The organism is Pseudarthrobacter phenanthrenivorans, from assembly GCF_000813845.1.
GTDB classification, from domain to species: Bacteria; Actinomycetota; Actinomycetes; order Actinomycetales; family Micrococcaceae; genus Arthrobacter; species Arthrobacter phenanthrenivorans_B.
Genome location: NZ_JWTB01000008.1, coordinates 50,691 through 74,705, shown reverse-complemented (window position 1 = coordinate 74,705; position 24,015 = coordinate 50,691). Strand labels below are relative to the sequence as shown.

Below are 24,015 nucleotides of genomic sequence, written 5' to 3'. Positions count from 1 at the left end.
TGCCTCGACGTCGGCACGGGCCACAAAGCTGTAGCGGCCCTGCTTGTGCACCGGCACCGGGAAGCGCCCCTTGGAGATAAGCACGATGGCCGACGCAGGTGTGTAGCCGAGGGCAATCGCCGCTGCAGCGAGGGGGATAAGGTCTTGGCTCTCGGCCATGATTAGTCCTTCTTCTTCGTGTCGGCCGTTGCGAGGAGCTCGCGGAGTTCCTTCTCGAACTCCCAGTTCTTGTATTCCTTCTCGATCAATCCGAGGCCCCGCGCGACCTGGGCCAGCTGGACCTCGACGGGGTAGCGGCGGTCCACCCCGAATTCGCGCTTGATCCAGATGTACCGTCCCCTGTAGATGAGGACGTCTTTGCCGAAGTGGCCTTCCACGCGCACGTCCACACCGGAGTACCCGGTGGCCATCTCGAAGATTTCCACGGCTGTGTCGATGATCGCCTCGTGCTGGTTGATGTGTGCGGCCTTCTCCTCTTCGCTCATCGCTTCGTATGCCGCGAGGAACTTCTCGTGATTCTGCAGGTCGGTCAGCTTCTCCGGCCGGTTCTGGTTCTGGTTCTGGGTCACGACGGTCTCTCTTTCGTTCGCGTGTAAGTCGGGCTTGCGGGTTTCGTGCTTTCTATGCCGCCCGCATTTCTACGGGTGTCGTTTTCTGTTGGCTAAGCGGCGAGCTGTACGGGGTCTGCCGGCGATTCCAGGAGGGACAGGATCTTGGCGTCAGCTTCGCGCCGCTCTTCCTGGGCGATCTGTACGTCACGGCAGATCCGGGCGATAGCCTCTGCGGTCTTGCGGGCTGCGTCTTCCTGCTCCACCATCTCTCGCTTGGCGAGGAAGCCGCGGACGTCTTCGGTGGTGATGCGGTTGAACTCGCCTTGGGTGTTCAGGGCGACCTGGGAGGCGTAGCCGTAGCCGCCAACGTGGCCGATGACGTCCGAGGCACGCAGGGTGGTCTCCGGCGTCCGGCAACCTTTAGGGAGGAAGTGGGCGTAGCCGCCGAGGATAACTTCAAGCCGGCCTTCAAGGACGGTCAGTTCCCCGCCGCGTACGACGGCCAGGGTCAGGCTCTTGCCGTACAGGCCGGCGAACTGGGATTCCGAGTAACCGAAGCGGTCCCGCAACATGTCGAGCTTCACTGCGACGTCCGGCCGGTAGTAGCCGGCGGTGATGATCGTTTCGGTGGTCATGGTTCCTCTTTCCCTAATGTTCCTTACTGACATTAATCATAACACGTGTTGGCGTCCATTCGGTAGTCCTGCAGTGGGGAATCTTCGCGGAGCCATCGGGCTCGGCCGGCATGTCCTGGTCGGAAGTGAAAATGGCACAGGTCCGCCGGCAAAGCGTGCCCTGTTGCAGAAAGTGACACCCGCTGGGATCTGCTCGGCATAGAAACCCTGTGAGCAACTTGAGCACCGCCCCTGAGGCGGACATGACACCGGGCAGCCAGCGGCCGCGGCCGCTGGCTGCCCGGTGTGCCAGGGCGGCAATGAGGGATGCGCTGCACTTGAAGGTAGCCAGCCCCATAGGAAGTTCCGGAACAGGGCGTGTTCCTGTTTTTGTTCCGGGTCCCACCGTGAAAATCCGCGCCAGCGCTGGGATCCAGGCGATTGGAACATTTGGAACAGATGGAACACGCTCCACAGGGACTAAGGAGAAAACTCTCCTCCCTCAAATGACGCAGCAGCTGCACGAAGGGGTTCTCCCGCGTAATCCCTAAAATCTCTGTTCCGCTTGTTCCTACCTACTTCTAACTAACAAAAATCCTTATAGATAAAGGGAAGTAGGGGCTTTCGGGGCTGGAACAAAAACCGGAACAAAACAGGAACACGATGTTCCGAAAAAGTGTTTGGACATTTACAAACATCTATGAGAAGCTGGACTCATCGCCGCTCGAGGCATCACCGAACCTCCCAACTAGACCCCTGCGGAACGCGCTCACTTTCCGCAACAGCCGCGCACGGGCATCAGTGCAGTACCGCTTACCGCAGAAAGAGGACCAACATGTCCGCGAGCACCATCGACCTCGAGTCAGTCATCGAAGCAGCAGCACAGGCCCCGGTCCAGGAAGTCACCACGACCGTCGAGGCCGTCGCAGAAAAGGCCGTGAGCCGCTACCTCTCCGAGGAGCACAAAGCGTTCTTCGCCGCCCGGGCCATCCACCCCGACCACGCGCAGGCCTACACCGTTACGGACGTTGATGGACTGCCCGAGGAACTTCAGTTTCACGCCAAGAAGCACGGCGACGTCATCTTCCCCGGGCTGGTCTTCGAGCACGTCGACATCCGGGGCAACGTCACCAACCAGTACCGCCCTGACCTCAAGCCTGAGGACGTCGGCGTCGCCAAGGAGGACGGCTGGGGCAAGTACCTGTTCGCAAAGGGCGCCTCCAACGGCCCCTTCGTGCACCGGTTGCAGATGCACATGGTCGGCAAGGCCAAGAGGACCGCCGTCATCGAGGGAACGGCCCAGCTTCGGGCCGCAATCTCCCAGGCAGTGGCAGGCGGATACATCGACGAGGTCCTCTTCGTGGGGATCCCGGGCTGCACCGGCAGCGTGAAGGACGGCAAGTTCAGCCAGGACTGGGATCTGCTGCTCATGGACTCCGAACAGATGGAGAACCCCAAGGACTCCGACACGGTCATCATCTTTGACAAGGATGTTGCCAGCAACCCGAACGTGTACAGGGCCGCAAAGCTCCTCGTCGCACACCTCAAGACCTGCACCGGCGGTAAGGTCCGGGTCGCTGACGTTCCGGCCTACTCCAAGACCGGCGGTCTGGATGACTACTTGGCATCCCAGCTCCCCAGCTCCCGGTCGCTCAAGCTGCTGCGCCTCATGCAGGATGCCACGACCAAGCTGCCGCCCCGGCCGGCCGTCACCGCTCAGCAGCGCGCCGGCGAAAACGACATGCCAGTCATGGACTTCACTGAGGGTGTGACCGCCTTCCCTCCGACCCAGGTGGGGTCAACCAAGCTCCCTGGCCGGATCCTCATGCACGCGGCCGCTCGGATCGTCCGTTCCTACGCGGAGTTCAACGACCTGCGCCCGGAGATGATCCAGGTCATGCGCTACGACCTGGAGGTCACAACCAAGGTTCACGGCGTCCCGCAGGCCTACCTGGTTGAGGGCTTGTCAACGGCCGAGCTGGAAAACCCGCGCCGCTGGCTGGACCGCCTGCCTTCCGGTGTCGGTGCCAACCTCAGCGTGTTCACGAAGGACATCGAGATGATCACCCGTGTCATCCGGAACGTCTCCACCCAGGAGCTGGTCGACGTGGTCAAGCGCACCGGGCTCAAGGTCGACAAGGACGGGGTGACCCGGTTCATGGACACCGAGGGCGCCATCGGCCCCGAGGACAAGATCACGCACCTCCGCGCGAAGGTCAGCGAGGAGACCATGTCGGGATTCGTCCTGCCTGATCCGCACCAGATCGACGAGGAGACCAAGCGGGCAGCCTTCCGCCACGTGTTCGATATGTGGGACATCTGCGTGGACCCCACCGCCTTCCTGCTCCCCCTTGGCCAGGCAATCACCGCCATCCACGGCGTCAAGCCCAAGGGCACGTACGGCAGCGTCGGCGCCAAGGGCTCCGGCAAGACGACCATCATGGACATGGCCCGCAGCCTCCTGGGCAGCAAGATCTCCATGGCCAACTTCGAGGCATCTCCCGGTGCGGTCGGCCAGCTCGGCGCCGGCTGCCACATGGTGCCCCTGTTCGTCGACGACTTCCAGGACCTGTCCGCCGGCGGCCGTACGGCCATCGAAAACGGCGTCAAAGCCATCAACATGCTGCTCCGCCGCGGCTACGGTGGAGCCGACTACGCCCGCAGCCGCCTGGTCCAGAACAAGGACACAGGCGAGTGGAACCCTGAGAAGGCCGACCCTTCCAGCCCCTTCTTCTCGATCACCATGGAGCGCAAGGCGATCCCCTACGGCGCCGAATCCTCGATGGACCGGCTCCTGCTGGCATCGGTGACCAAGGCGAACTCGTTCGCCTCCTCCGAGGATGCCCATGTGGCGATGCGCCACGCAAAGAACCCTCTGGGTAACTTGGCGTACAGCCTCGCAGTCCTGGAGGTAGTCAAGGGCGTCGCGCTCTTCCACACCGGCGATGGGCTCTACCCTGTCAACGGCGGCCAGGCCCAGCTGGACCACTGGATCGAGTTCCACGAGACGATGCGGCAGCAAGTTCAGGTGGGCTTGCAGATCGACTTCCCCGGCATCGAGGACGACCGCCGTTACGAGGTCGCGGCCACCCCGGTGATGGGGATCGAGCTGTTCCTGACCCTCGCATTCGAAGAGGGCGCCATCAGCTCCGAGGAGTACAAAACTCGCGTCCAGCAGTCTCGGGAACTCATCATGAAGGCTGCCTTCGCCTGGCAGAACGACGTCATCCGCCGAGGCGGCGGAGCCGAAGGTCAACTGGCCAAGCTGGCCGACGCCACCGCCTCCGGTTCCTGCATGATCGCCGACAACTGGAAGGCGGCCTACATCCCCGCCGATGGAATCAGGGTCAAGCTCCTGGGTTGGTACCACACGTACCTCGGCGAGAACGTCGTCGTCCTGATCCCCAGCGAAGCGGCCAAGATCTGTGGCACCACGGTCGAGCGGCTGGAACAGGACCTCATCCAGCACCTGGTGTTGGACAGCAAGGGCAACCGGAAGCCGAGCGTTCCCTCCAAGGCCACACCATCGGGCAAGCAGCGCCTCTGGGCGCTCCGCCTGGCGGCCTTCGAGGGCGAGAACCAGGACTTCGATCCCGCCGAGCACTCGGATATGGAGGTGCACACCGACTTCTAGCCGGTGAACCTACTGGGACGGGTCCCTGTGCTTCGGCCGGGGGCCCGTCCCGCGTTGGTACCCAAATGCAGTGGCGACAGAGGCCCTGGCCATACCCATCGAGGGGCCTAGCTCAGTCTCCATCACCTTGCGGGCGGACAGGCCCTCCGCGGCCTTGCGGCTCTCGCAGTATTCCTGGACGAGTTCACGGCCGGCGGCTTCAAGCTCCGCGGTCAGGGTATCGATCAGGGCCAGCATCAGAGCGGGCTGCAGGAGTCCGGGGCGGGCTTCCTGGCCGTCGGCCGGCACAAGGCCCGCCTCGGTGGTCTTGAGGCCGGCGCGGGCCTGTTTGACGAGGTCTTCGGCAAGTGGACGTACAGCGTCCAGGGCCCAGATCTGCGGAGGAGTTTTAGAAGCCATGCCCCGCACCCTAGCGCTTGAACGGGTACAAACAAAGCTCACGTGAACCGTTGCCGGCGCGCCGTCCAGGCTGCAGTAGCGGTAGTCGGTGACTTCCTTTAACCTTGTTTGTATGTATACAAACACATTGCAAGAGAACCTGACCATAGGCGAGGCGGCCGCCTGCCTGGGCATGACCAGGGGCGCCCTCCAGCAGCGGCTCAACCGCGGCAGCTTCCCGATTGAGCCCATCCGATACGCCGACGGCGGCCACCGCTACTTCAACAAAGCGGCGATTGAAGCCCTGGCCACAGGTGGTCTTTCCGCCTTGGAGACCCTCCTCGCCGGCAACAGCGCAGAGCAGAAAGGTCACTGAATCTCATGGCCAGAAAACTCAAATACCCCACCGGCCCCGTCGTTGCCATCTCCATTGACGGACACGGTGTCGCCTGGTGCAACAAAATCTTCACCAACAGTCCTGGCGGTAAGCACCTCGGCGACATGGCCAGAAAGGCTGCACGCACCGGCCTGACCTACCACTTCCGGCGTTGCGAGGTCACCGCAGGTGCGGAGACTCCCCTCGAGGCCCTCGCTGCGATGGCAGCTTTCGCCCCCGGGCGCGTCGAATTCCGCAAGGTACCGCTGGAGGTCCTGAAATACCTGGCTGAGGGTGTCACCCATGTGTAGGGCCCAAAGCGAAAAGGGCGGACGGCGGTGCAACGGCAAGTGCAGCAACCCCGCGTATATCGCGGCATACCAGAGGGCCTACACGGAGGCCGTCAACGCCGGGACCAAAGCCGAGGATCTCCCTGAATACCTCGAAGTCAGTGTTGCTCCCGAAAGGGACATGGAAATCGCAAACCTGGCCGCCCAGATAGGGGAGGCCCTCAAGTACGAGTCAGAGGAACGCGACGAGATCCTTCGCATATACGGGACGGAAGAGCAGGCGGTAGTAGCGCTGGGAGCCCTTGTTGCCAGGCGTGCCGAGGAGCTGGCCGGCATCACCTCCGAGGAAGTTCAGGCCGCCTGGGAGAAGCGCTTTGATGCTGCAGCCGACGAGGAGGAGCGCGTGGCGCTCTCCGACGATGCCACCCCAGAAGAAGAAGCAGCTGCAGCAGCCCTGTTCAACACGGTATACACCGGGCAGGATGAGCAGACGCTCGACGACCTCGGGCGCTTGGCGGGCGGATACCGCGCTGCCGTTGCCGAGATTCGCAGTGTGGGTGGCCGGATGGCCTTCAGCCGTCTCGCCGGTGATGACGCGGCCAGGGAACTCTTTGAGAATGCCGTGCAAGTCTACCCCTCTGACTGGCTGGCGAAATCCAACGACTTCGGTGAGGCGCCGGCCGTCTTCACCACTAGCGCTCAGGAAGCCTCGTACAGCCCCTCCGAGCGGGTGGAGGACAAGAGCCGGCCTTTGGCCGACGACTTCTACCAGCTCACACAGAGCGAATCGAGTAAGCGCTCCAACAAGCAGATCTCGTATGAACCCCTGGACGGCAACCCTGTCGGTGAAGGGAACCCGGAAGAAGGGAAAGCCTGGTACCGGGAGGTTTACTGGGAGGTTCATGACGGGATGCGTGGCCGCCCCTCCAGCGATCCTGCAGTAAAGCCCGATGGCGAAGGCTGGGAGATGTACGAGCCCGGCAGCGTCTGGAGACGCCCCATAGGGCCTATGTTCGAGATGATGGAGCTCCCTACGCTCACGGTCATGGACCACACGCTGACGGGCGTCGCCGGGAAGCCACTTGGCTACGCAACCGCTGTCCACGAACTCGCGCACCGATTCGAGCACACCTCGGTCGACATCCTGCGACTGGAGAGCGCCTTCGTTACCAGGCGCACCACCCTGGCCAACGGGGAGCGTGAACCGCTGGAGACGTGGAACCCTGCCATCCCCAAGGTCCAGGTCCGCAAAGACCGCTTCGTGGATACCTACATCGGCCGTGAGTACGACCGGATGGACGACGATCGGCGTTTCTCTGGCGAGGGATCGGTCCTGGGGAACGCCGAGCACTTCGGTGCGGCGTACGAGGTGTTGAGCATGGGCACCGAAGCTCTCTTTGGCGGAAGCTACGGCGGGTTCATCGGTGCTGGAAAATGGCGTGCCGACGAGGATCACCGGAACTTCGTGTTGGGCGTCTTGGCGGCTGCAGGGCGGCCCTGGTAAGTCAGGCAGGTAACCCGCTCAGACCCCTTCTCGGTCATCCGGGAAGGGGTCTTCTGCTTTCGGTGAAAAACGGCTAGGAGGGACATAGAAAAAGCTCCTCGATAAGTAACGCATCCCTTACATTTTCATGTATGCTGAGCAGCATCGGAACGACTAGTACCGAACCGCTACAAGATCCGCTGAAAGGCCTACATGAGCAAGCACGCATTCCCCGCCGAGCCGGTTGCCGGTTCTGTCGTTCCCGCCAAGCAGAAGGGCTCCAAGAAGAAGAAGCTCCTTTTGGGCCTGGCAGCCCTGGGCGTCGGCGCCGCCCTGATCACAGGCGGCGGCGCCCTCGGGGTGACCAACGCGAACTGGGAGAAGTCGATCACGACGCCCGGCGAGAAGATCCAGGGAGGTAAGCTCGGAGACGCCTTGAGCGGCCAGCCGGGTTACTTCGACACCTCCTCGGACAAGGCGGCGCCGACGCCCATCGACCTGGCCACCTTCCGCGCCGTCCCTGGTGACCAGATGTCGATCGCCCAGGCCCAGGCTGTCACCATGATCGGTAACAACCTGAAGGCCGACCTGATCGTTGAGCTTCCCGTGGGCGGCGCGCTGACCAACGCGCTGGCTGCCCCGGGCTCCGGCGTCACCGGACATGTCTACGTGGGCAAGGGGACCTATGATCCGGCCACCTTCAACCCGGCTCAGGCGCTGGCATCGGCTCCACTGGACGGCACTGGACCGACCGCGGTCGTGCACTTCAACCAGCCGGCCCTGAACGGCGGAGAAGCTGACCTGAACGACGGCACGCTGACCGACGGCACGCCGAAGCTCTTTGGCGTTGTGATCATCGATTACGCCCTCTCCTCGACGGACAACACCGTCCAGGGCACCGAGGCCGACCTGTCCGCGATCACCTACCACATGAAGCAGGCCCGCTAGGTCCTCAGCCAGTAGAAGGGCCCCGGCTTGTCGGCCGGGGCCTTTCTGTTTGCCCTCCGCCGGTTCAGCCACTGCAACAGTCCTGATGCACCCGACCTGTTGCGCAGGGAAGGCTTATGCCTTAGACTCGATATGTATTTATGGTGTACCGTAAAGACCAGCCGAAAGAGATCCCCAATGACCACTGCCAGCTACGTTGAGGCGCCAGAAGCCGAGACGCCGACCATGACCGGAGTGCAGCCGCGTTCGCGCTTCCAGCGCTTCCAGCGCGCGGTGGACATCTCAGCCAAGATTTTCTGCTGGATATTCTTCGCAACGGTCCTCGCATCCTTCTTCGCGATCACCATCGCGGATGGCGTCGCCCCAGCTGCCTCGCAGATCGTCTCGAAGTACTCCCAGGGCCAGCCCCTGCAGAGGATGACTGTCCTGACGCAGTCCATGCAGCCCGTCTACTTCCCGGGTGACGACGTCATCATTCAGCACCAGGATGATGTCCGGTCCTACAAGGTCGGCGACGTGGTCACCTACCAGCCGGTCAGCGGTGACGCCAGCTTCCTCATCACCCACCGCATCACCTCGGTCAGCCTGGGCAACGGGCCTGACTCAGTGAACGGCGTCGCCGGGTTCACCACAAAGGGCGATGCCAACAACATCCCGGATGAGCCCATCGTGCCCGGCCAGGTCGTGGGCAAGGTTATGTACGGCGTGCCCTACGTCGGCTACGTGAACCAGTGGTTCGCCGGCATTTCGGTGGCTACGAAGCTGCAGTGGCTTGGTGGCTGCGCAGTGGCGTTTGCCCTGTGGGTCATGATCCCGTGGCGCAAGGCGTTCGGCCGGCTGCGCGGACGCCACTAAGTAAGCTTCCGGACGTCCTTGCGGAGCGTCCGGACCCTCGGCGGGCAACGGGGCCCGCACAAGGAGAAGGACCCTCGCTGATGGGGATCAAGCGAGGGTCCTTCTCTACTTCCTGGCTTCCAGCTCTTAGGCGGGTGCTCCGTCATTCCAGGGGTCGGTCATCATCCAGTAGTCCTCCTGCGGCAGCCCTTCGAGGGCGTGGAAGAGGACGAGGTCCGGCTCAACGTTGTGCGGGCAGTCGTGCTCGACCTCCACGATCGCTCCACGCTCGATCGATCCGGTGCTCACCCCGACGATGTTGAGCCAGCATGTCTGGCAGATAGCGCGAGGAAGGACCATTCGGGTGAGCGAGTGAAAGTTGAGGCGGATCGTGTCGGTTGCTGCGGTTACGGGCGGTTCGGTGCGGCGCATCTTGGCCGTAGGAATTGTAGTCATACCTTTAAGGTGTGCGGCAGTGGGGCGTACTCTCCCCGATTGGCAGCAAATCGGCCCAAAATAGCCCGTTTTTGTGATCGACATCACTCCCCTTTATGGGTTTGGCGATATGGGGCTATCTGCGAGGGTTATCGCGAAGAAGCGGACCCCTGGCCATCGACGGAGCGTCTCAGTGGCGCGAAATCTCGCGCCGGCGGGCCAGGTGCTTGAGGATCAGATCCTCCCGCCCCTTCACGTCCTCGACGGCCCACACGCGCCTGGTTCCGATCACCCCCGCAGGCTCAGGGAGGAGCTTCCCGCGGCTTGCCCACTCCCCCGGGTACCGTGCGCCGGCTGGTCCCAGATTGAAATGCGCCGCGATCATTTCTGCATCCATCAGGCCCAGGACGTGGGGAACCCCCTTGTGGTGCTCGCGGTATGCGGCCAGGGCCTCCTGGGACACCGGCTCCCTGGCGATACGTGGAGCGTTCCGCACCACGCGCTGGCGGGCTTCCAGGATGGCCGGCAGAGCCTCCTGGAGCTCTTCTGCATCCCAGACCATTGAGCCGCCCAGGATGCCCACAGGCCGCGGCAGGGCGGCGCCGACGCCATGATCGTAGCTGGTGCTCACCAAGGCGTTCAGGCGCTGTCGATTGAAGCCAAGGGCAGCCTGCAGGCGCCCGGAATCAACGGCGCGGCCGACCGGGTCGAAGTCGATGCTCATCCTTGCAGTATACGGCACTACGCTTTTTGGCCTTTAGCATAGACAGGGATACGTATTTTGCTTAAGCTTGGATCATCCCGCTAAACCGAACTGAAGGAGACAAAAAGATGGCAGGGACCGTCACCAGCATCGCCACCCGCTACCCCACGGAACGGCTGCTCACCGTGCTAAACCTGCTCGCCGATGAGCAGGTAAAGGCCGAGTGCTTTGGCACACCGCTCCCCGACACCGCCTGGTTCTACGTGTGCGAACTCGAGTCCAGACTGCCGGAACTCCGCCTACTGCTCGACACGGTCGCCGAAGAAGATCCCAAGCTGACCGTCGAACACCTCAACGACATCCTGATCGCAGCAGAGGCGGCAATCGAAACACACTCCCCCGCCCCGACAGCCGCCTAGCCCGCCAACCACCGACGCACCCCGACGTCCACTCCCCCGGATGCCGGGGTGCACTCCTGTAGACCGACAGCAGATAGAAGGACGAAATGCAGCCCACGACGGATTTTCTGGGCCTCCTGGGAGGAAAGCTCGCCGGCGGTTTTGCCCACGCCCAGGTGCCGGCAATTCCCGCCTGGGAGGTCTTTATCGTCTTCCTGGGCGCCGGCGTCCTGTGCCTGCCGGCACTCTGGAATTACGCCAGCCTCTTCACGACCCTGGTCCATGAGCTGGGGCACGCCGTCGCGGCAATCTCTACCGGCCGCTTCGTTACCGGCATTCGGATCCACTCTGACCACTCAGGCCGGACGCACACCTACGATGTCGCTGGAGCACCTGCCGCCTGGTGGGTTTTCTGGGGCTATCCGGTCCCGGCCGCCGTCGGCGGGGTGCTGGTGTGGGCGGCCCTGGCCGGGTGGGCGCAGCCGGCGCTCTCCATCGGCGGGGTGCTCGTGCTGCTGTCCCTGCTGGCCATCCGCAACCTCTTCGGGGCCGCGGTCGTGGCCGGGTCTGCAGCGGCCACCCTGGCTCTCGTATGGGTGGATGACGCACAGATCAACGCACACGCTGCGCTGATCCTTGGCGCGTTCCTTCTTGTCGGTTCGCTCCGGAGCTTCGGCGAGGTCCTGGCCATCCACACGAAATACCCGGAGGACCTGGATTCTTCGGACGCGCACATCCTGGCCCTGACGACAGGCGTGCCGGCCGGCATCTGGCTGACCCTTCTTGGGGCCGGTATTGCTGCCAGCTGGTACGCGACCGTTGCGGCAGCCGTACCGCTGCTCCAGCTGGGCGTCTAAGCCTTACATGCCATTCGGACCGCCGGTCATGTACAGTTGCGCGTATGGTACACAATAAAGCCATTGACGAAGAGCTCATCCGAGAGCGATCTCGGAAGTTCCAGGCAGAACTCGTACGTGAGTTTTTCCCCGAAATGGAAAGTCCGGACGCGTTGGATCCGCTCACGCGTGCCCTCATCGAACTGCGGGTACGTGCTGTGATCTTCGGTGACGCCAAGGAGCAGTTGCAACCCTATGTGGATGCAGCCCGTGACGCGGGTGCCACCTGGAAGCAGGTCGCAGAGGTGGAGGGCCTGGCAAATGCTTCATCCGCTCATTCCACCCATGGACCAAAGAAGAAGGAACGGAACGAGCTGATGCGCCTGCGGCAGGCCGCAGCACGGAGGGGCGGGCCGAAGGAGCCGCCGCCCGGGATTTCTGCAGTGGAGGCCGGAAAGATACTCGGCCTCGACGCGCGAACCGTGAAGAAGAAAGGGGAGCGAGGCGAAATCCGCACCGCTACCATCAAGAGCGCCAGCGGGAACGACCGGGTCTTTTACATCCTGGACTAGAGCTGCTGCGCCGGCGGTGACGCTTCTTGGATCCGCCGCACACATGATGTTTGTCAGCCGGGAAAACACGGGCGCCACTCTTTTGCAGAAGATGTGCCCAGCCGCCTGCCCGGCAGGGTCTTCGTCCCTTTCTACCTGCTGGGTGGGCGGCAAACGGGCACCGCTCTCGTCGCAAAGATGTGCCTGCGGGAAGGCCGCCAGGATAACGTCCTGGCGGTCTTTTTCGTTTGCGGTGACACTTCTTGAGATCGCCGCACACATGGGGTTTGTGAGCTGGCAACACGGGCGCCGCTCTTATTGCAGAGGATGCGCCCAGCCCTCTACCCAGCAGGGTCTTTGTCCCTTTCTACCTGCTGCGCGGCCGGCGAACGGTACCGCTCTCGTCACGGAAGATGTGCCCACGAGAAGGCCGTCAGGACGTTGTCTTGGAGGCCTTTTTGCTGACCGGTGAGAGTTCTGGCAGCTGCCGCGCACATCACCCAGGAAGGGGTTACCACTTTCGCTGGAACTCTGTTAATGTGTGCCTATACGGTACACCATATGGACATCCTAGGGGCGTCCAGGACTTGAGAGAGGTTTCATGAGCCAGCAAGCACAGCAGGCACAGACGTGGGGAATGGGTACAGGCGTGGGGGTGTCGAACAAAGTTGCCGGAGGGGCGGCCCAGATTGCCGTTAAGCTGGTCGTGTTCATCCTGGTCCCACTGGCTTTCGTGTTGGTCTTCGGCTTCATCAAGGACCGGCCTTCCCGCGTCGCGGCCATCGCTGCCCAGGTGGAAGTCGACAACAGCAAGAAGTTGCTGACTAAGGCGGCCGCGGTCCTGTCGGCCGGTTTTCACCTGGTTCTCTCGTTCGTTCTGTTGACCGGTCAGGCCACCCCCTTCATCCCCCTGTCGCTCTCGGTCCTGATCGGCTTCGCCCACCTTCCGCTGGCCGTCATGGTGGCGGCCCGACGGCGATCCGCCTATCGCGGTGTGCCCTACCCGATCAAAGCCCTCACCGGCAACGTGTCCGAGAGTTTTGAATCCCTAGGTCGGCGCGCGGTGCCCCTCGTTCGTCCGTTGCTGGCTTTTGTGGCCAAGATCCGCCGGCGCGAGGTGTTCAACACCGAGGAACGGGACGCAAAGATCCTCCAGTACGCGATCCCCGGCACCTTGATGGTGCTCACTGCACTGTTCGGCATCCTGTCACTCTTCAAGCTGCCGGTTGCCGGTTTTGCCTCCTTCACCGGTGGCGTTACCTGGGTCCTGTGGATGGTCATCGCCTGGAGGGCCGCCGGCCGCAACATCTTCGCTGGCGAACAGGAAGCTGCGACCCGGGCAGACACGATTGCCATTCTGCGTCACGTGTACGGCGGATCGGCCTCCGACTGGGATTACGTGTCGGTACTGGATGATGGCAGCAAGATCGTAGCGACGAACACCCCGTTCTCCGTGGCATCACTGCAACCTGAGGAAGCTGACGCCAGGCTTGCCCAGATCGCTAGCGGGTGGGAGTTCGGCGAAAACGACGAGTCCGGCATCGTTCTTCGACCGGCCTCTGACAAGACTCTGGCGCACCGCAAGGAGATTGCTCAGTCCCGAGGTCTCTTCGGCGCCCGGATCGACACCGTGACCGAAAAAGAAGAATCGGCACAGGTACCCACCGTGACGTTCACGGCAGAAGACCTCTTCTCCTAGAAGGAAGACACACCATGTTTACTTTGTTCAAGGGCAAGCCGTCTGCCCCTGATAGCCAGGACGGTCTCAGCGCCGCTCAGGCTATCGGGGCCGAGGCTGCGATGGCGAAGTACCGGCGCGGGGACACGGAGGACGGCGAAAAGCTGCTCCTCAAGCACGGACTGACCTTCGACGCTGCCGCTGCCTACCTGGCCTCCCTGCGTACTGAAGACGTGGCTACGGAACCGGCTACTCCGGCGCCCGCTCCCGTCAACACAGATGGTGCTGGGGAGCTGAAGGTCAATGTGCCCCACGAGTACACCGACACCATCGAGCAGCGCGCCAAGCTCATCGCATGGCTGTGGGCTCAAAACGGCGAAGGCTGGCAGATCGAATCCTTTGACAAGGAGAAAATGAAGGTCGTCGCTGTCCGTGGCAAGCGCCCGAACATGCGCCCCGGGGCCGCAGTGTATCCGCTTGAGTCCAGGGCCACAGCTTCAAACGGAGATCTCTCAGCGACCACCCACGGGGCCTTCGGCCGCACGATGCTCAGCTACGACTTCGCCCTGGGGACGGCTGTGACCGCGAAGCTCCCGCCCGCGACGGTGGAGATCCGCGAGTGGCTCCTGCAGAAAAACCCCAAGCAAAAGTCCTGGGAGCTGGAGCTCCTGCCGCTCTTCGGCGTGCAGGACGGCGAGGGGGTCCTGGAACGCGTCATCATCACTCGGGCTGACCAGCCGATGGACCGGATGAAGGCCATGGCCTACTGGATGGAAGTCGCCCGGACCGTGGTCGGACACTCTGGCTGGACCGTTGAGATGGACGACCGGACCGGACGGGTCGAGCTCATTAGCGGAAAGATTCGCAAGCTGCCGCGTGTTGTTCCCGGCCAGGATTTCCTGCCTCGGGAGATCGACACGGAGAACTGGTCCAGCTTCCCCATTGGGCGCAACTCGACGGGCGAAACCGTGTGCGTCGACCTCCAGGCTGGGCCGCACTCTCTGGTGGTCGGCGGCACGGGCTCGGGAAAGAGCGTGGCCTGCCGCGGCATCATTCTCAACTCCCTGGCGCATGGCTTCGAGGTCATGATTTTCGACCCCCAGAAAGAGGCCGCCGGTCTCCTGGGGATCAAGCCGTGGACCAAGGGGATCTTCATCAAGAGCGTGGAGGAGGCAGCCGCGGGTCTTGATGCAATCTATGCGGAAGTCAGGCGACGGATCGGCCTCATCACTGCCGTCGAGGGGGAGAATTGGATGGACCTCCCACGGGGCACAGTCAAGCCTTGGCTTGTGCTGCTGGATGAGTACTCTGCTCTCATCACTCCCGATGACAAGCCTATCGGGGTCGACTCAAAACACGAGCTCATGCTCGAGTGGCAAGCCGATGCAGGAGCCAGGGCCAAGATCCGAAGCAACGTGGGGAAGATCGCCAAGCAAGCTCGAAGCGTTGGGATCCACCTTGTCATCGCTACTCAGCGACCTGACGCTGCGGACCTCGGCGGGAACGTTCGAGAAAACCTAGGCACTATCCTCCAGCTCGTCGTCCCCAGTAAGCCACCATCCCCTGAGGCGATGGGGATGGTATTCCCGAAGGCTTTTGCAGCCAGCGCCATGGAGGAGCTCTCCCTCCTGAACGATGGGCGCTCGAAGGGCTTTGCCCTTTCCTACCTGGAGGGTGGCGGGGTTCAGGGATTCCGTGTCGGTCTCGTTGAGAAGGACGACATGGCTGTGTATGCCGAAGAGATGGGCATCCCGCTGGGAGTGCCGCTTGAGCTCGCTGAAGCTGAGCCTGCTGCGTACACCACGATCGACCCGAAGCCAGCTTGGGAGATTGAGCCCGCCGAGGAGGAGGTTGTCGTGGAGCTGGGGGAGATGGAAATGCAGTGGGGCGACCTGGAAATCGCGTCGGACAGCGAAAGTGAATCCGAGCCGAAGCACGAGGAACCGGCACCGGCGGCAGCGCCGACTTGGGGCCCTCTGCCCGAGGTCGAGGACGATGAGGACCCCTTCGCCACGTCGGCTCCTGTCGTCAAGGTCCCCCGCCCTGCTGATCCGGACGAGGACGACCCGTTCGCCGCTCCGGTGAGGAAGTCCGCGATCTCCCAGGTGGATGACTTCGTCTGGTAGATCGCCTCACGGCAAACCCGCTACACCCAACAAACAGGCAGGAGAAAGTTCATGTGCAAACGCAGGGATGAGGGCGGGAAGCGATGCCTCCCGCACAGCCCAGAGGCTCGGGCTGAGGCCCGGGCTTCCGGGAAGGTCTGGGACCAGATCAAGGCCCTGGCTGCCGGCGCCAGCGCCTTCTGGCGTCAGACCCCGCCGGTTGAATCCCGCGCCGAGGCGGAGCCGGTCCTTTCCCGCTGGCACGCCTTCCTTCGGGACGTACTGCTGCCTATCTACAAGGCGCGCGTTGACTGGATCGAGAAGCGGGCCGCAAAGCGGGAAGTACGCCAGGCGCGGGACCGGGAGTACATCGAGGCAGCCCGCCGGGCCGATGAAGAGCGAGCCCAGAAAGGCGAGAAGCGGTGGGGTGACGAGGCTGCCGATCGGGCAGAGCGGGCTGCTGTAGCGGTCGAAGAGGCCATCCAGGCCGTCGAGGATGCTGAGGACGCTCTCCTGGATGCCGAAGAAGAGTTGGCCTGCACTCTTCCCGGCGACTTCGCGATGACGCCTCGCGAAGGGGTGCAGTTCATGCTCTACCTCGCCCGGGCAGAGGCAGAGGGTGCACGAAGCGACTACGAGAAAGCCAAGGCCAAGCAGAAGCCGGCCGATATGACGCCGGATCCGAAGACGGGTCTTCCTTCGAGGAATCGGCGGGAGCTCATGCGGCTCGAGAAGCACTGGGAGGCCACCCGGCAGATGGAGCAGGCATGGGAAGCCCGCCTGGAGAAGACCTTGACGCAGGAGGAGGCGGAGGCTGCCAGGGATGCTGCAGCGGCCCACCTGAAAGACATGGAGGCTCACCTCGAGGTCCTCAAAGAGGAGCGGCACGCAGCACGGTGTGCTCTGCGGGAGTCCTCGGCGGTGGAGCTGGAACTGGCTGCCTAGGGCTAAGCGGCCGGCGGTGCAATCACAATGCCGCCGCCGGCTGCCGTGTCCATGGTGGCTGTGTAGCCAGGAAGATCCACGGACGTCCCGGTGATGGAGTAGTCATATCCGCCCGGTGCGACGCGGACAGTCAGCAGCGTCCCACTGGAGACCTTGCAGGCAGCCACCTCGGCGGAGGCCTGGGCCTGGGTACGGTGCCCGCCAGTGAAGCCAAAGTCCGCGGTCAACTCCAGCCGGCAGTTTTCGACATCAGCCGTGAGGTTGTGGAGGTGGGCCTTGTTGATGCCGTCTTCGAGGACGTAGGAGCCGCCGGCGGCCGCGATGGCCACCGCCAGGATTGTCGAGGTGATAGGGGCTTGCATGGTGCCTTCCTTGCCGTTTAGCGGCTGGTTGTACGACTTCCGTAAAATGTAGTTCCAGTGTACCGTATGTGCATGCGCAAGTCTCTAGCCATCAACCCCCGCCGCCAGACTGTCCGCGCGATGTCCGTTTTCGCGCTTGTGGCGGGCCTGGTGTTTCCCGTTTTTCCTGGGGGCCAGGCAGTTATCGAAACCCCATACCAAGCCGGGCAGAGTGCCCTTTCCGCGGTCACTCCACGGACGACACCTTCCCAGCCGACACCCGGCCTGGTCGAGGCCCCACACCCGTTAGGCGCACCGGCTCCGCTGGCGGAGCCCAGCAACGGCTACAAGTTCCTGCAGACGAACCCGGACGGCACCGCCGTCACCTATGACCCATGCCGACCGATCCATTACGTCACCAACGACGCCAAGCAGCCCGCGAACGGCCCGCAGCTCGTCAAGGAGGCCCTGGCGGCGGTCTCCCAAGCCACCGGCCTGGTCTTCATCGACGACGGCAGCACGACCGAGCCCGGCGGCTTCCACCGCAAGGCGTTCCAGCCTGAGCGGTACGGCGACCGGTGGGCCCCAGTCCTTATTGCCTGGGTTGACCAGGCGGACCAGCCGAAATATGCAGGCCAGGCGCACAGCCAGTCATTCGGCCTAGATGGCAGCAACGAGATCTATGAGACGGGCGAAGCGGACCTCAGCGCGAACCCCACCAACAGCGACAAGTTCGAGCTGGCCGTACTGAAGCACGAATTCGGCCACCTCGTGGGGCTGGCGCATGACGATGACGGGGATGAACTGATGAACTCCAAGGCCACGCACCAGAAGTATGACTACCAAGCCGGTGATCTGGCCGGCCTGTCCATTCTCGGCCAAGGAAAGTGCCTGGGTTTCTAGCTATGAAGACCATCCGATTCCCCCGCGCCTCCCGGGCAACAACTGCGCAGGGAGCAACCGTCCTGGCACTGGTGGCGGCCATGGCTCTCACTGGCTTCACCGCGTCGTCAAGTGCTGCGGACACTGCCGCGGCACGGACTGCGGTCTCAGAGTCATCCCGGAACGCCCTGGCCGCGGTCACCCCGGGTCCTCCGCAGCTAATTCCTTCACGGCCGACACCTGGACTGATCGAAGCCTCGAAGCCACTCGGAGCGCCCGCACCGCTGGCGGAGCCCAGCAATGAATACTCTTTCCTTCAGACGAACCCGGACGGATCCCCGGTCACCTACGACCCCTGCCGGCCCATCCACTACGTCACCCGGACAGCCACGCAGCCCGCCGGCGGCAAGCAGGTTGTCAAGGACGCCATCGCGGCCGTATCGAAGGCGACCGGTCTGGTGTTCATCGACGACGGCGAGACCACGGAGGCCGCCGGCTTCACCCGCAAACCCTTTCAGCCTGAGCACTATGGTGACCGCTGGGCGCCGGTCCTGATCGCATGGGCAGGTCCCGACGAGGATCAGAATTTTGCCACCGGCAGTGTGCTGGGGCTGGGTCAGAGCGTGCCGGCGTGGTTTGATCCCTCCGCGGCCAGCTATGTCACCGGCGAAGTGGACCTTAATGTCGACCTGCTTAGCCGCTACGGTGACGGCTTCAAACAGGTGGTCTTGGAGCATGAGCTCGGGCATGTTGTGGGTCTGGACCACCACGACGGGCAGCTGATGTCCGCCGTTGCAGACCATGAGGTCTACGGGTACCAGGCCGGCGACTTGGCGGGCTTAGCGGTCCTCGGGCAGGGGAAGTGCCTGGGGATCTAGCCGACTAGGCCTTAGATGCGCGCTGCCGGTTCAGCATGTGAGCGCGCATCCTTCCGAGGTCGGTATTAAGGGGGTCGACCGCCTCTATGAGGTCGTCGACCACGCCAAGGACCAGGGCCACGATCAGAAGGTGCTCTACTGTGCCGCCAGTGCCGGCTTCCAGTCGCATCAAGGTGGATCGGGAAATGTTGGCGCGCTCTGCCACGAGCTCTTGGGATAGACCCAGGATGATACGGCGGCTCTTGAGGTGAGCGCCCAGTCGCCGGGATGCCTGCTGGGGGTTATTGATCAGGTTCTCCCCGACCCGCCGCTTCGGACTCATGAAGCAATTGTGCGACATTGACATCGCTTGTGCGTCACAAGAGCTACATTGGCGCGTTTACACCGACTAGGTGTCCCTGCGTTTACGGTGTACCATATAGACATGAAAAAGCTTCTAATCGCCGGCTCCACCGCGGTCCTGGCCACTGCCCTGCTCACCGGCTGCAGCTCCCAGGACGCGACAGAGCTCCCTGCTACGCCGGGTCCCACCTCCCTCAAACCGGTGCTTCCCGCATCGGATATGTTCTCCGTCCTCCAGGCGCCGCTCATGGACGGCTCCGCCCACTTCACCGGAGAAAACGTCTCCATCGCCAACCGCGATTTCGACTTCGTGGAGATCTTCGATGCGCCCTCTGGTAAGAGCATCGGCGGCCTTGGTCGTGACCAGGTTGTGCCGGTTGTCGGCAGGGCGGCGGCCGCTGCGCCTCCAGGGGCAGGTGCGCCCAACGGGCAGGCCATCGGCGGTGAGTGGATCCGCGTGATGCTCCCGTCGCGCGTGATGCTCCCCAGCAATGCCGACCCCCTGCTCCGGCCGCACATCAACGAAGGTACCGCCTGGGTGTGGTCCCGGGACGTGAAGGTGAGTGCTTCCAAGACCCACATCTTCGTCGACAAAAGCACCGGGTCGGTAGCGGTCGGCAACCTGGGCGGGGGCCGGATTGCGGCCTTCCCGGCCAGCATCGGCGCGAATGTCCCGCTCGGTCCGACCTTCATCGCCACCGGCTCCATGCCGACCTCGACCTGCAGCGGCGGCCCGGTTAAATTCCTCAGCGCCCAGGGCACCAACGCCGACGGCCTCGAGGGCCAGTCGGTGAACCCGACCGCCTTCATGGGTCCGGGCGAGGACTGCTTTACGGGCGCCGGCGACATGACTTCCGTGCTTCCCAACATGATCCGGCTCTCGCCGGCCGATGAGACGGAACTGGCCAAGTACGCGGCGCCCGGCACTCCAATCGACGTCATCGCCAGTTTGGCTCCAGTTGAGATCGTCTCCCACGCGCTGTCTGCCCTGGGGGACCTCGTTACCAAGTAGGGCAGCTGCACGTAACCCAAAGAGTTCCACCGCTCAGCGGTAGCAATGCCGCGAAGCAACCGGGTTTAGAAACCTCTAAGCCAAAGCACAACAGGACGGACCCAAATATATGAGCACCACGACCGCTAACCGCCTCGCCCTCGGACACGCCGAAGACCAGAGCCCCATCAGCCTCGACCTTGCTGCCTCTGCGCACACCCTTGTCGTCGGAGGCACCGGCTCTGGGAAGACCGTCGCACTGCGCCAACTGGCAACCCAGGCCCTCGACCAGGGGTTCGAGGTCGTCATCATCGACGCCATCAGGCGAGCCTTGGGCTTCCGCGCTTTTGCCGACCGCGCCACCCTGGCCGCCACCCATGACGAGGCGATCCGGGTGCTCGAGGGCCTCGATGCCGGGCTGTCCAGGCGCGACGAGGGTGCGCGACCGATCCTGGTCATCATCGATGAGTACGCCCCGACGGTCATCGACGAGCCCCTCCCGCGGGGGCTCAACAAGGCAGACCCCCTCTACATCGAGGCGCAGGAGCACAACGCGCGGACCGAGAGGATCCGGCACCTGGTGGAGGCGATCATCCGTAAGGGCCGTTCCGCTGGGGTTCACCTGGTCATCAGCACCCAGCGCCCTGACTGCGAGACGCTGCCGGGTGCGGTGCGGGAGCACCTGGGCAACGCCATCATCGCGGTCCGTCCTGGAATGCGCATCAGCGACCTGGCTGCCATGGTGGTCCACGGCTTTGCGACGGGAGCAAATGAGGCGGCCGTAAACGACGCCCTCACCCAGGCCGCAGCGCAGGAAAACCGTGGACACGCGGTCCTGGTGTCAAGCGGCACCGTGACACCCTTCCGGGTCACCCTGCCCGCCAACGCCTAGCCCGGCCTGGATACTGACCGGCAGCCCAATAATACTGCCGGTCAGTATAGGGAGTCAGGAAACCTTGATCGGCAGCGGGCTGACCTCAACCTCACCGGTATCGCTAACGGTCACCTCGACAAGATTGCCGGCCCACGACTGCTCGGCTGCCAGGACTTCGACCCTCGTGCTGCTGCCGTCATCCCAGACGAGCTCGGAGCACAACCGCTGGTGCCAGTGGCCGGCGAACAGCACCTTCGGCCGGATCTGGGCGGCGGTCTCTTGCAGCAGGACGCGGGTTCGATTGGCCTCCTCTATCACCTGCTTTGGCAGCCCGGGGAGCCCCTTCAGCCCGGTCACCTCCATCGGCACGTCGTGAGTGAGCAGGATGTCGAGCCGCGGCCCTTGCGCGCACGCGGAGATGAGCTTCTCGGCCTCTTCGGCCGTGGGCTCTTCCTGCGGCCACCAATCCTTGCCCTCGGTCCTCCACTTCTTATCGACGCTGTAGGCACCGCCCAGGGCGCCGATACGGACCCCGTCACGCTCAATAACCCTGCCGTTGGGCAGGTTGCTGTTGCGGTCAGAGATCCGGCGCGTGCCATCAGGATTGAAGGGCTTTGAACTTAAAGACTCATGATTGTCGTGGTTGCCCACTGCCCAGATGAACTCGACGCCGTTCTCCTCCAGGAGGAGGCGCATCCGCTTCTCGGTCTTTCCGCGGAAAGCCCCGGGGAAATCGAACCCCACATCGCCGACGCCGAGCAGCAGATCGATCTCGGCGCGCTTCAAGGTTCGTGTCACGGCGCGGAAATGGTGGATATGGCCGTGGAAATCGCCCATGACGGCGGCGCGGAAGGTCATCTGAAAATCCTAGGCGGCACCGCTGACGCTTGAGCGCGCTGAGACGGCGGTTAGCCCGGTACGTTCCGGGGATCGTGGCCGTAGCTGTTCTTCTCCGAGATCGTGCCGTCCTGGTTCTTGATGACGTGCTCGACTTTGTCTGTCTGCGCGGCGGCACGGCCAGCGGCTATAGCCTCATCCTTGGTGCCGTAGCCGACCCCGAATGCGCGCTCAGAGCCTTCGCGGCGGTTCTTCCAGGAGCCGTCTTCCCAGTAAGTCTCGATGTCGCCCTGTGCCACTGCGCTCTCCCTTTGTCGGTACGGATCTATGGAGCCCGCCTGTTGCTCGCGGGTAGCGAAAAGCCCCGCGGTACGAGTCGCATAGCGGGGCCTTCCTGAGTAGTAACTCCGCCCAATGGGGGGATAGGCGGAAGAAACTTACCTCACGGTAACCGCACCCCTGTCTATGCTTCAAAGCGCCACGCCGAGCTACAGCCCAAGGGCGGAACTAAACTCTCTGGGTGATGATCACTGGCACTCTCCTGAATTCCGACGGCAGCCACAGCCACCTCGATGTCGAAGGAGTCACCTACGAGGAGGCGCGCATCAAGCTCGACGACCTCCTGCAGGAGGGGCAGCAGCTCATCGTCATCCGCACCGATAACTACTAGCGCGGCAGATAGCCAGGGTCACAGGCAGGTCCTAGGCTGACTTCATGACGCCAACCCCGATCTACGTACAGTACGGACCGCCCGAGTGGTGGCAGGTCCTGGCGGCAGTGGGACCGTGGGTTGTGCTCTTGGCCGCCTCCGTCCTCGGCGTCATGTGGTGGCGGCTGGCTCTCCGCCGGGAGACTAGGGCCGTAAGTCGCAACGACCAGTGGGACCGAGTGGTGTGGGCAATTGAAGCAAGCGTGGACGCAAACCCGCAGAAGCGGAGTGCAGGCCGTGCTGCTCTTGACGTCCTGAGCCGGGAGGCCGTGGCAGGTTCCGACGAGGCCAAGATCATTGCCCAAGCACGCCAGGGAAACTCCGGACGCAATGGTGGAGCAGGGGTTTGAAGGGCTGACCAAGCCATCATTGGGGCAGAATGGGCCCATGTGCGGCAGATACGTGATGTCCAAGGCCACCGGTGACCTGCTAAGCCACTTTGAGGCCAAGGAGGTTGAGGGCACGCCGCCACCTCCGAGCTGGAACGTGGCGCCCACCCAGGCGGTGCCCATTGTTGCCGAGCGGCTGGATGAAGGCAGTATCGAGCGGCACCTGCTGGTCGCGCACTGGGGCCTGGTCCCGTCCTGGGCCAAGGACATCAAGATCGGCTCCAAGATGATCAACGCACGCAGCGAATCGATCCTGGAGAAGCCCTCGTTCCGGAAGGCCGCGGTGAAACGCCGGGCCATTGTTCCTGCTGACGGCTACTACGAATGGCAGAAGACCGAGGGCGGCAAGAAGATCCCGAACTACCTGTACTCGGAGAAGGAGCCGTTGCTGGGGTTCGCCGGTCTGTACGAGTGGTGGGCTGATCCGTCCCCGCCGGAGGACGATCCCGGCCGCTGGCTGCTCAGCTGCACGGTGCTCACCACGACGGCTCAGGACGCCCTGGGGCACGTGCACGACCGGAGCCCCGTCATCATCCCGCGCGACCGGTTCGCCGAGTGGCTGGACCCGGGCCTGACCGATAAGGCCGACATCCAGCACCTCCTTGACTCTTTGCCGGAACCAACCCTGGTCCCGCGGATCGTCAGCACCAGGGTCAACAGTGTCCGGAACAACGGCCCCGAGTTGGTCGAGCCGGATGCTAATTGACGGACGCCAAGGTGAGCCTTGCCAGCCCTCAGAGCGTTGGCAACTTTAGCCCCACTGGTGCACAGCAACAACGGGAAAATGCGCCTGTGGATAACCGATACGGTAATTTGGAGCTGTGCTGATGAGAGACCGCGACATTCGTGCCGAAATTGATTCCCAGCGGATCGTGCTCGAACCGTATGAAGCGGTAGGTCTCAGGCAGTTGGCTTAAATGCGTGAAGCCCGTTGGCGCGGGCTTCAGCAATCCTGAGCCAGCCGGATCAAAGAGCCGTCTACACGCAGGCGTTGTATTGAGGAATACACACCT

Annotated in this window: 28 protein-coding genes; 19 read left to right on the top strand and 9 right to left on the bottom strand. The window is 63.3% G+C overall.

The window, feature by feature from the left end; all coding sequences use genetic code 11:
* Positions 1-161: 161 nt before the first annotated feature.
* Positions 162-569, bottom strand: coding sequence for a hypothetical protein (locus tag RM50_RS04600; protein ID WP_043450457.1), 408 nt, complete (start codon positions 567-569; stop codon positions 162-164).
* 92 nt (positions 570-661) lie between these two features.
* Complete coding sequence (locus RM50_RS04595; RefSeq protein ID WP_043450456.1) at positions 662-1,186, bottom strand: hypothetical protein; 525 nt, start codon at positions 1,184-1,186, stop codon at positions 662-664.
* Between the two features lie 814 nt (positions 1,187-2,000).
* On the opposite strand from RM50_RS04595, the gene RM50_RS04590 reads away from it, so the two are divergent.
* A complete protein-coding gene (locus tag RM50_RS04590; RefSeq protein WP_043450454.1) occupies positions 2,001-4,799 on the top strand; it encodes a hypothetical protein in 2,799 nt (932 codons plus the stop codon).
* A 9-nt stretch (positions 4,800-4,808) separates the two neighbouring features.
* Here RM50_RS04590 and RM50_RS20170 read toward each other — a convergent pair whose 3' ends face one another.
* Complete coding sequence (locus RM50_RS20170) at positions 4,809-5,198, bottom strand: hypothetical protein (RefSeq protein ID WP_082006975.1); 390 nt, start codon at positions 5,196-5,198, stop codon at positions 4,809-4,811.
* 127 nt (positions 5,199-5,325) lie between these two features.
* Here RM50_RS20170 and RM50_RS04580 point away from each other — a divergent pair, with 127 nt between their 5' ends.
* From RM50_RS04580 to RM50_RS20165, 5 genes are all read left to right on the top strand, one after another.
* On the top strand, positions 5,326-5,553 hold the full coding sequence (locus RM50_RS04580; RefSeq protein WP_167562156.1) for a helix-turn-helix domain-containing protein: 228 nt from the start codon (positions 5,326-5,328) through the stop codon (positions 5,551-5,553).
* 5 nt (positions 5,554-5,558) lie between these two features.
* On the top strand, positions 5,559-5,864 hold the full coding sequence (locus RM50_RS04575; protein WP_043450449.1) for a hypothetical protein: 306 nt from the start codon (positions 5,559-5,561) through the stop codon (positions 5,862-5,864).
* Positions 5,857-7,347, top strand: a complete 1,491-nt coding sequence (locus tag RM50_RS04570; RefSeq protein WP_043450448.1) for a hypothetical protein — start codon at positions 5,857-5,859, stop codon at positions 7,345-7,347. The genes RM50_RS04575 and RM50_RS04570 overlap by 8 nt, the downstream gene beginning before the upstream one ends.
* 192 nt (positions 7,348-7,539) lie before the next feature.
* Entirely contained in the window at positions 7,540-8,274 is a 735-nt protein-coding gene (locus tag RM50_RS04565) for a hypothetical protein (RefSeq protein ID WP_043450447.1), read from the top strand.
* Between the two features lie 177 nt (positions 8,275-8,451).
* On the top strand, positions 8,452-9,129 hold the full coding sequence (locus tag RM50_RS20165; protein WP_052259966.1) for a signal peptidase I: 678 nt from the start codon (positions 8,452-8,454) through the stop codon (positions 9,127-9,129).
* A 126-nt stretch (positions 9,130-9,255) separates the two neighbouring features.
* On the opposite strand, the gene RM50_RS04555 is transcribed toward RM50_RS20165, so the two are convergent.
* Entirely contained in the window at positions 9,256-9,564 is a 309-nt protein-coding gene (locus RM50_RS04555; RefSeq protein ID WP_043450446.1) for a hypothetical protein, read from the bottom strand.
* Positions 9,565-9,733: 169 nt separating this feature from the next.
* Positions 9,734-10,267 carry a hypothetical protein gene (locus tag RM50_RS04550; RefSeq protein WP_043450444.1) on the bottom strand — a complete coding sequence of 178 codons (534 nt, stop codon included), beginning with the start codon at positions 10,265-10,267 and terminating at the stop codon, positions 9,734-9,736.
* Between the two features lie 107 nt (positions 10,268-10,374).
* Here RM50_RS04550 and RM50_RS04545 point away from each other — a divergent pair, with 107 nt between their 5' ends.
* From RM50_RS04545 to RM50_RS04520, 6 genes are all read left to right on the top strand, one after another.
* Entirely contained in the window at positions 10,375-10,665 is a 291-nt protein-coding gene (locus RM50_RS04545; protein ID WP_043450442.1) for a hypothetical protein, read from the top strand.
* Between the two features lie 86 nt (positions 10,666-10,751).
* The gene (locus tag RM50_RS04540; protein ID WP_052259965.1) at positions 10,752-11,501 is read left to right on the top strand and encodes a M50 family metallopeptidase; all 750 of its coding nucleotides are present in this window, start codon (positions 10,752-10,754) and stop codon (positions 11,499-11,501) included.
* A 44-nt stretch (positions 11,502-11,545) separates the two neighbouring features.
* Positions 11,546-12,052 carry a hypothetical protein gene (locus RM50_RS04535; protein ID WP_156133835.1) on the top strand — a complete coding sequence of 169 codons (507 nt, stop codon included), beginning with the start codon at positions 11,546-11,548 and terminating at the stop codon, positions 12,050-12,052.
* Between the two features lie 580 nt (positions 12,053-12,632).
* Positions 12,633-13,730: a hypothetical protein gene (locus tag RM50_RS04530; protein WP_156133834.1), complete on the top strand. Its 1,098-nt coding sequence runs from the start codon at positions 12,633-12,635 to the stop codon at positions 13,728-13,730.
* A 14-nt stretch (positions 13,731-13,744) separates the two neighbouring features.
* Positions 13,745-15,835, top strand: coding sequence for an FtsK/SpoIIIE domain-containing protein (locus RM50_RS04525; RefSeq protein WP_043450438.1), 2,091 nt, complete (start codon positions 13,745-13,747; stop codon positions 15,833-15,835).
* Positions 15,836-15,886: 51 nt separating this feature from the next.
* The gene (locus RM50_RS04520) at positions 15,887-16,759 is read left to right on the top strand and encodes a hypothetical protein (RefSeq protein WP_043450436.1); all 873 of its coding nucleotides are present in this window, start codon (positions 15,887-15,889) and stop codon (positions 16,757-16,759) included.
* 2 nt (positions 16,760-16,761) lie between these two features.
* Here RM50_RS04520 and RM50_RS04515 read toward each other — a convergent pair whose 3' ends face one another.
* The gene (locus RM50_RS04515; RefSeq protein ID WP_043450435.1) at positions 16,762-17,121 is read right to left on the bottom strand and encodes a hypothetical protein; all 360 of its coding nucleotides are present in this window, start codon (positions 17,119-17,121) and stop codon (positions 16,762-16,764) included.
* Positions 17,122-17,193: 72 nt separating this feature from the next.
* Here RM50_RS04515 and RM50_RS04510 point away from each other — a divergent pair, with 72 nt between their 5' ends.
* Together RM50_RS04510 and RM50_RS04505 are read left to right on the top strand one after the other, a co-directional pair.
* Positions 17,194-18,003 (top strand): peptidase M10A and M12B matrixin and adamalysin, encoded by an 810-nt coding sequence (locus RM50_RS04510; protein ID WP_156133833.1) that lies wholly within the window; start codon positions 17,194-17,196, stop codon positions 18,001-18,003.
* A gap of 2 nt (positions 18,004-18,005) precedes the next feature.
* Complete coding sequence (locus RM50_RS04505; RefSeq protein ID WP_052259963.1) at positions 18,006-18,860, top strand: hypothetical protein; 855 nt, start codon at positions 18,006-18,008, stop codon at positions 18,858-18,860.
* Positions 18,861-18,864: 4 nt separating this feature from the next.
* On the opposite strand, the gene RM50_RS04500 is transcribed toward RM50_RS04505, so the two are convergent.
* Positions 18,865-19,182: a helix-turn-helix domain-containing protein gene (locus tag RM50_RS04500; RefSeq protein WP_167562155.1), complete on the bottom strand. Its 318-nt coding sequence runs from the start codon at positions 19,180-19,182 to the stop codon at positions 18,865-18,867.
* 102 nt (positions 19,183-19,284) lie between these two features.
* Between RM50_RS04500 and RM50_RS04495 the strand changes: the two genes are divergently transcribed.
* Complete coding sequence (locus RM50_RS04495; RefSeq protein WP_043450434.1) at positions 19,285-20,214, top strand: hypothetical protein; 930 nt, start codon at positions 19,285-19,287, stop codon at positions 20,212-20,214.
* Between the two features lie 109 nt (positions 20,215-20,323).
* A complete protein-coding gene (locus RM50_RS04490; protein WP_043450433.1) occupies positions 20,324-21,085 on the top strand; it encodes a type IV secretory system conjugative DNA transfer family protein in 762 nt (253 codons plus the stop codon).
* A gap of 54 nt (positions 21,086-21,139) precedes the next feature.
* Here the strand turns inward: RM50_RS04490 and RM50_RS20160 are convergent, their stop codons facing one another.
* Together RM50_RS20160 and RM50_RS04480 are read right to left on the bottom strand one after the other, a co-directional pair.
* Positions 21,140-21,925 carry a metallophosphoesterase family protein gene (locus RM50_RS20160; protein WP_052259961.1) on the bottom strand — a complete coding sequence of 262 codons (786 nt, stop codon included), beginning with the start codon at positions 21,923-21,925 and terminating at the stop codon, positions 21,140-21,142.
* Positions 21,926-21,975: 50 nt separating this feature from the next.
* Positions 21,976-22,203, bottom strand: coding sequence for a DUF2188 domain-containing protein (locus tag RM50_RS04480; RefSeq protein ID WP_043450432.1), 228 nt, complete (start codon positions 22,201-22,203; stop codon positions 21,976-21,978).
* 221 nt (positions 22,204-22,424) lie between these two features.
* Between RM50_RS04480 and RM50_RS20840 the strand changes: the two genes are divergently transcribed.
* From RM50_RS20840 to RM50_RS04475, 3 genes are read left to right on the top strand one after another with little or no spacing between them, the layout of a single operon-like run.
* Positions 22,425-22,574 (top strand): hypothetical protein, encoded by a 150-nt coding sequence (locus RM50_RS20840; protein WP_167562153.1) that lies wholly within the window; start codon positions 22,425-22,427, stop codon positions 22,572-22,574.
* Between the two features lie 44 nt (positions 22,575-22,618).
* Positions 22,619-22,963, top strand: a complete 345-nt coding sequence (locus RM50_RS20610) for a hypothetical protein (RefSeq protein ID WP_156133832.1) — start codon at positions 22,619-22,621, stop codon at positions 22,961-22,963.
* Between the two features lie 37 nt (positions 22,964-23,000).
* Complete coding sequence (locus RM50_RS04475; RefSeq protein WP_082006971.1) at positions 23,001-23,708, top strand: SOS response-associated peptidase; 708 nt, start codon at positions 23,001-23,003, stop codon at positions 23,706-23,708.
* Positions 23,709-24,015 lie beyond the last annotated feature (307 nt).

Bases quoted from the DNA above. Each gene is read 5' to 3' on its own strand.
- RM50_RS04500 (WP_167562155.1), bottom strand. From the start codon at position 19,182: ATGAGTCCGAAGCGGCGGGTCGGGGAGAACCTGATCAATAACCCCCAG.
- RM50_RS20170 (WP_082006975.1), bottom strand. From the start codon at position 5,198: ATGGCTTCTAAAACTCCTCCGCAGATCTGGGCCCTGGACGCTGTACGT.
- RM50_RS04545 (WP_043450442.1), top strand. From the start codon at position 10,375: ATGGCAGGGACCGTCACCAGCATCGCCACCCGCTACCCCACGGAACGG.
- RM50_RS04490 (WP_043450433.1), top strand. From the start codon at position 20,324: ATGAGCACCACGACCGCTAACCGCCTCGCCCTCGGACACGCCGAAGAC.
- RM50_RS04555 (WP_043450446.1), bottom strand. From the start codon at position 9,564: ATGACTACAATTCCTACGGCCAAGATGCGCCGCACCGAACCGCCCGTA.
- RM50_RS20160 (WP_052259961.1), bottom strand. From the start codon at position 21,925: ATGACCTTCCGCGCCGCCGTCATGGGCGATTTCCACGGCCATATCCAC.
- RM50_RS04505 (WP_052259963.1), top strand. From the start codon at position 18,006: ATGAAGACCATCCGATTCCCCCGCGCCTCCCGGGCAACAACTGCGCAG.
- RM50_RS04525 (WP_043450438.1), top strand. From the start codon at position 13,745: ATGTTTACTTTGTTCAAGGGCAAGCCGTCTGCCCCTGATAGCCAGGAC.
- RM50_RS04495 (WP_043450434.1), top strand. From the start codon at position 19,285: ATGAAAAAGCTTCTAATCGCCGGCTCCACCGCGGTCCTGGCCACTGCC.
- RM50_RS04550 (WP_043450444.1), bottom strand. From the start codon at position 10,267: ATGAGCATCGACTTCGACCCGGTCGGCCGCGCCGTTGATTCCGGGCGC.
- RM50_RS04565 (WP_043450447.1), top strand. From the start codon at position 7,540: ATGAGCAAGCACGCATTCCCCGCCGAGCCGGTTGCCGGTTCTGTCGTT.
- RM50_RS04570 (WP_043450448.1), top strand. From the start codon at position 5,857: ATGTGTAGGGCCCAAAGCGAAAAGGGCGGACGGCGGTGCAACGGCAAG.
- RM50_RS04590 (WP_043450454.1), top strand. From the start codon at position 2,001: ATGTCCGCGAGCACCATCGACCTCGAGTCAGTCATCGAAGCAGCAGCA.
- RM50_RS04595 (WP_043450456.1), bottom strand. From the start codon at position 1,186: ATGACCACCGAAACGATCATCACCGCCGGCTACTACCGGCCGGACGTC.
- RM50_RS04510 (WP_156133833.1), top strand. From the start codon at position 17,194: ATGCGCAAGTCTCTAGCCATCAACCCCCGCCGCCAGACTGTCCGCGCG.
- RM50_RS04535 (WP_156133835.1), top strand. From the start codon at position 11,546: ATGGTACACAATAAAGCCATTGACGAAGAGCTCATCCGAGAGCGATCT.
- RM50_RS20165 (WP_052259966.1), top strand. From the start codon at position 8,452: ATGACCACTGCCAGCTACGTTGAGGCGCCAGAAGCCGAGACGCCGACC.
- RM50_RS04520 (WP_043450436.1), top strand. From the start codon at position 15,887: ATGTGCAAACGCAGGGATGAGGGCGGGAAGCGATGCCTCCCGCACAGC.
- RM50_RS04575 (WP_043450449.1), top strand. From the start codon at position 5,559: ATGGCCAGAAAACTCAAATACCCCACCGGCCCCGTCGTTGCCATCTCC.
- RM50_RS04515 (WP_043450435.1), bottom strand. From the start codon at position 17,121: ATGCAAGCCCCTATCACCTCGACAATCCTGGCGGTGGCCATCGCGGCC.
- RM50_RS04475 (WP_082006971.1), top strand. From the start codon at position 23,001: ATGTGCGGCAGATACGTGATGTCCAAGGCCACCGGTGACCTGCTAAGC.
- RM50_RS20610 (WP_156133832.1), top strand. From the start codon at position 22,619: ATGACGCCAACCCCGATCTACGTACAGTACGGACCGCCCGAGTGGTGG.
- RM50_RS04540 (WP_052259965.1), top strand. From the start codon at position 10,752: ATGCAGCCCACGACGGATTTTCTGGGCCTCCTGGGAGGAAAGCTCGCC.
- RM50_RS04530 (WP_156133834.1), top strand. From the start codon at position 12,633: ATGAGCCAGCAAGCACAGCAGGCACAGACGTGGGGAATGGGTACAGGC.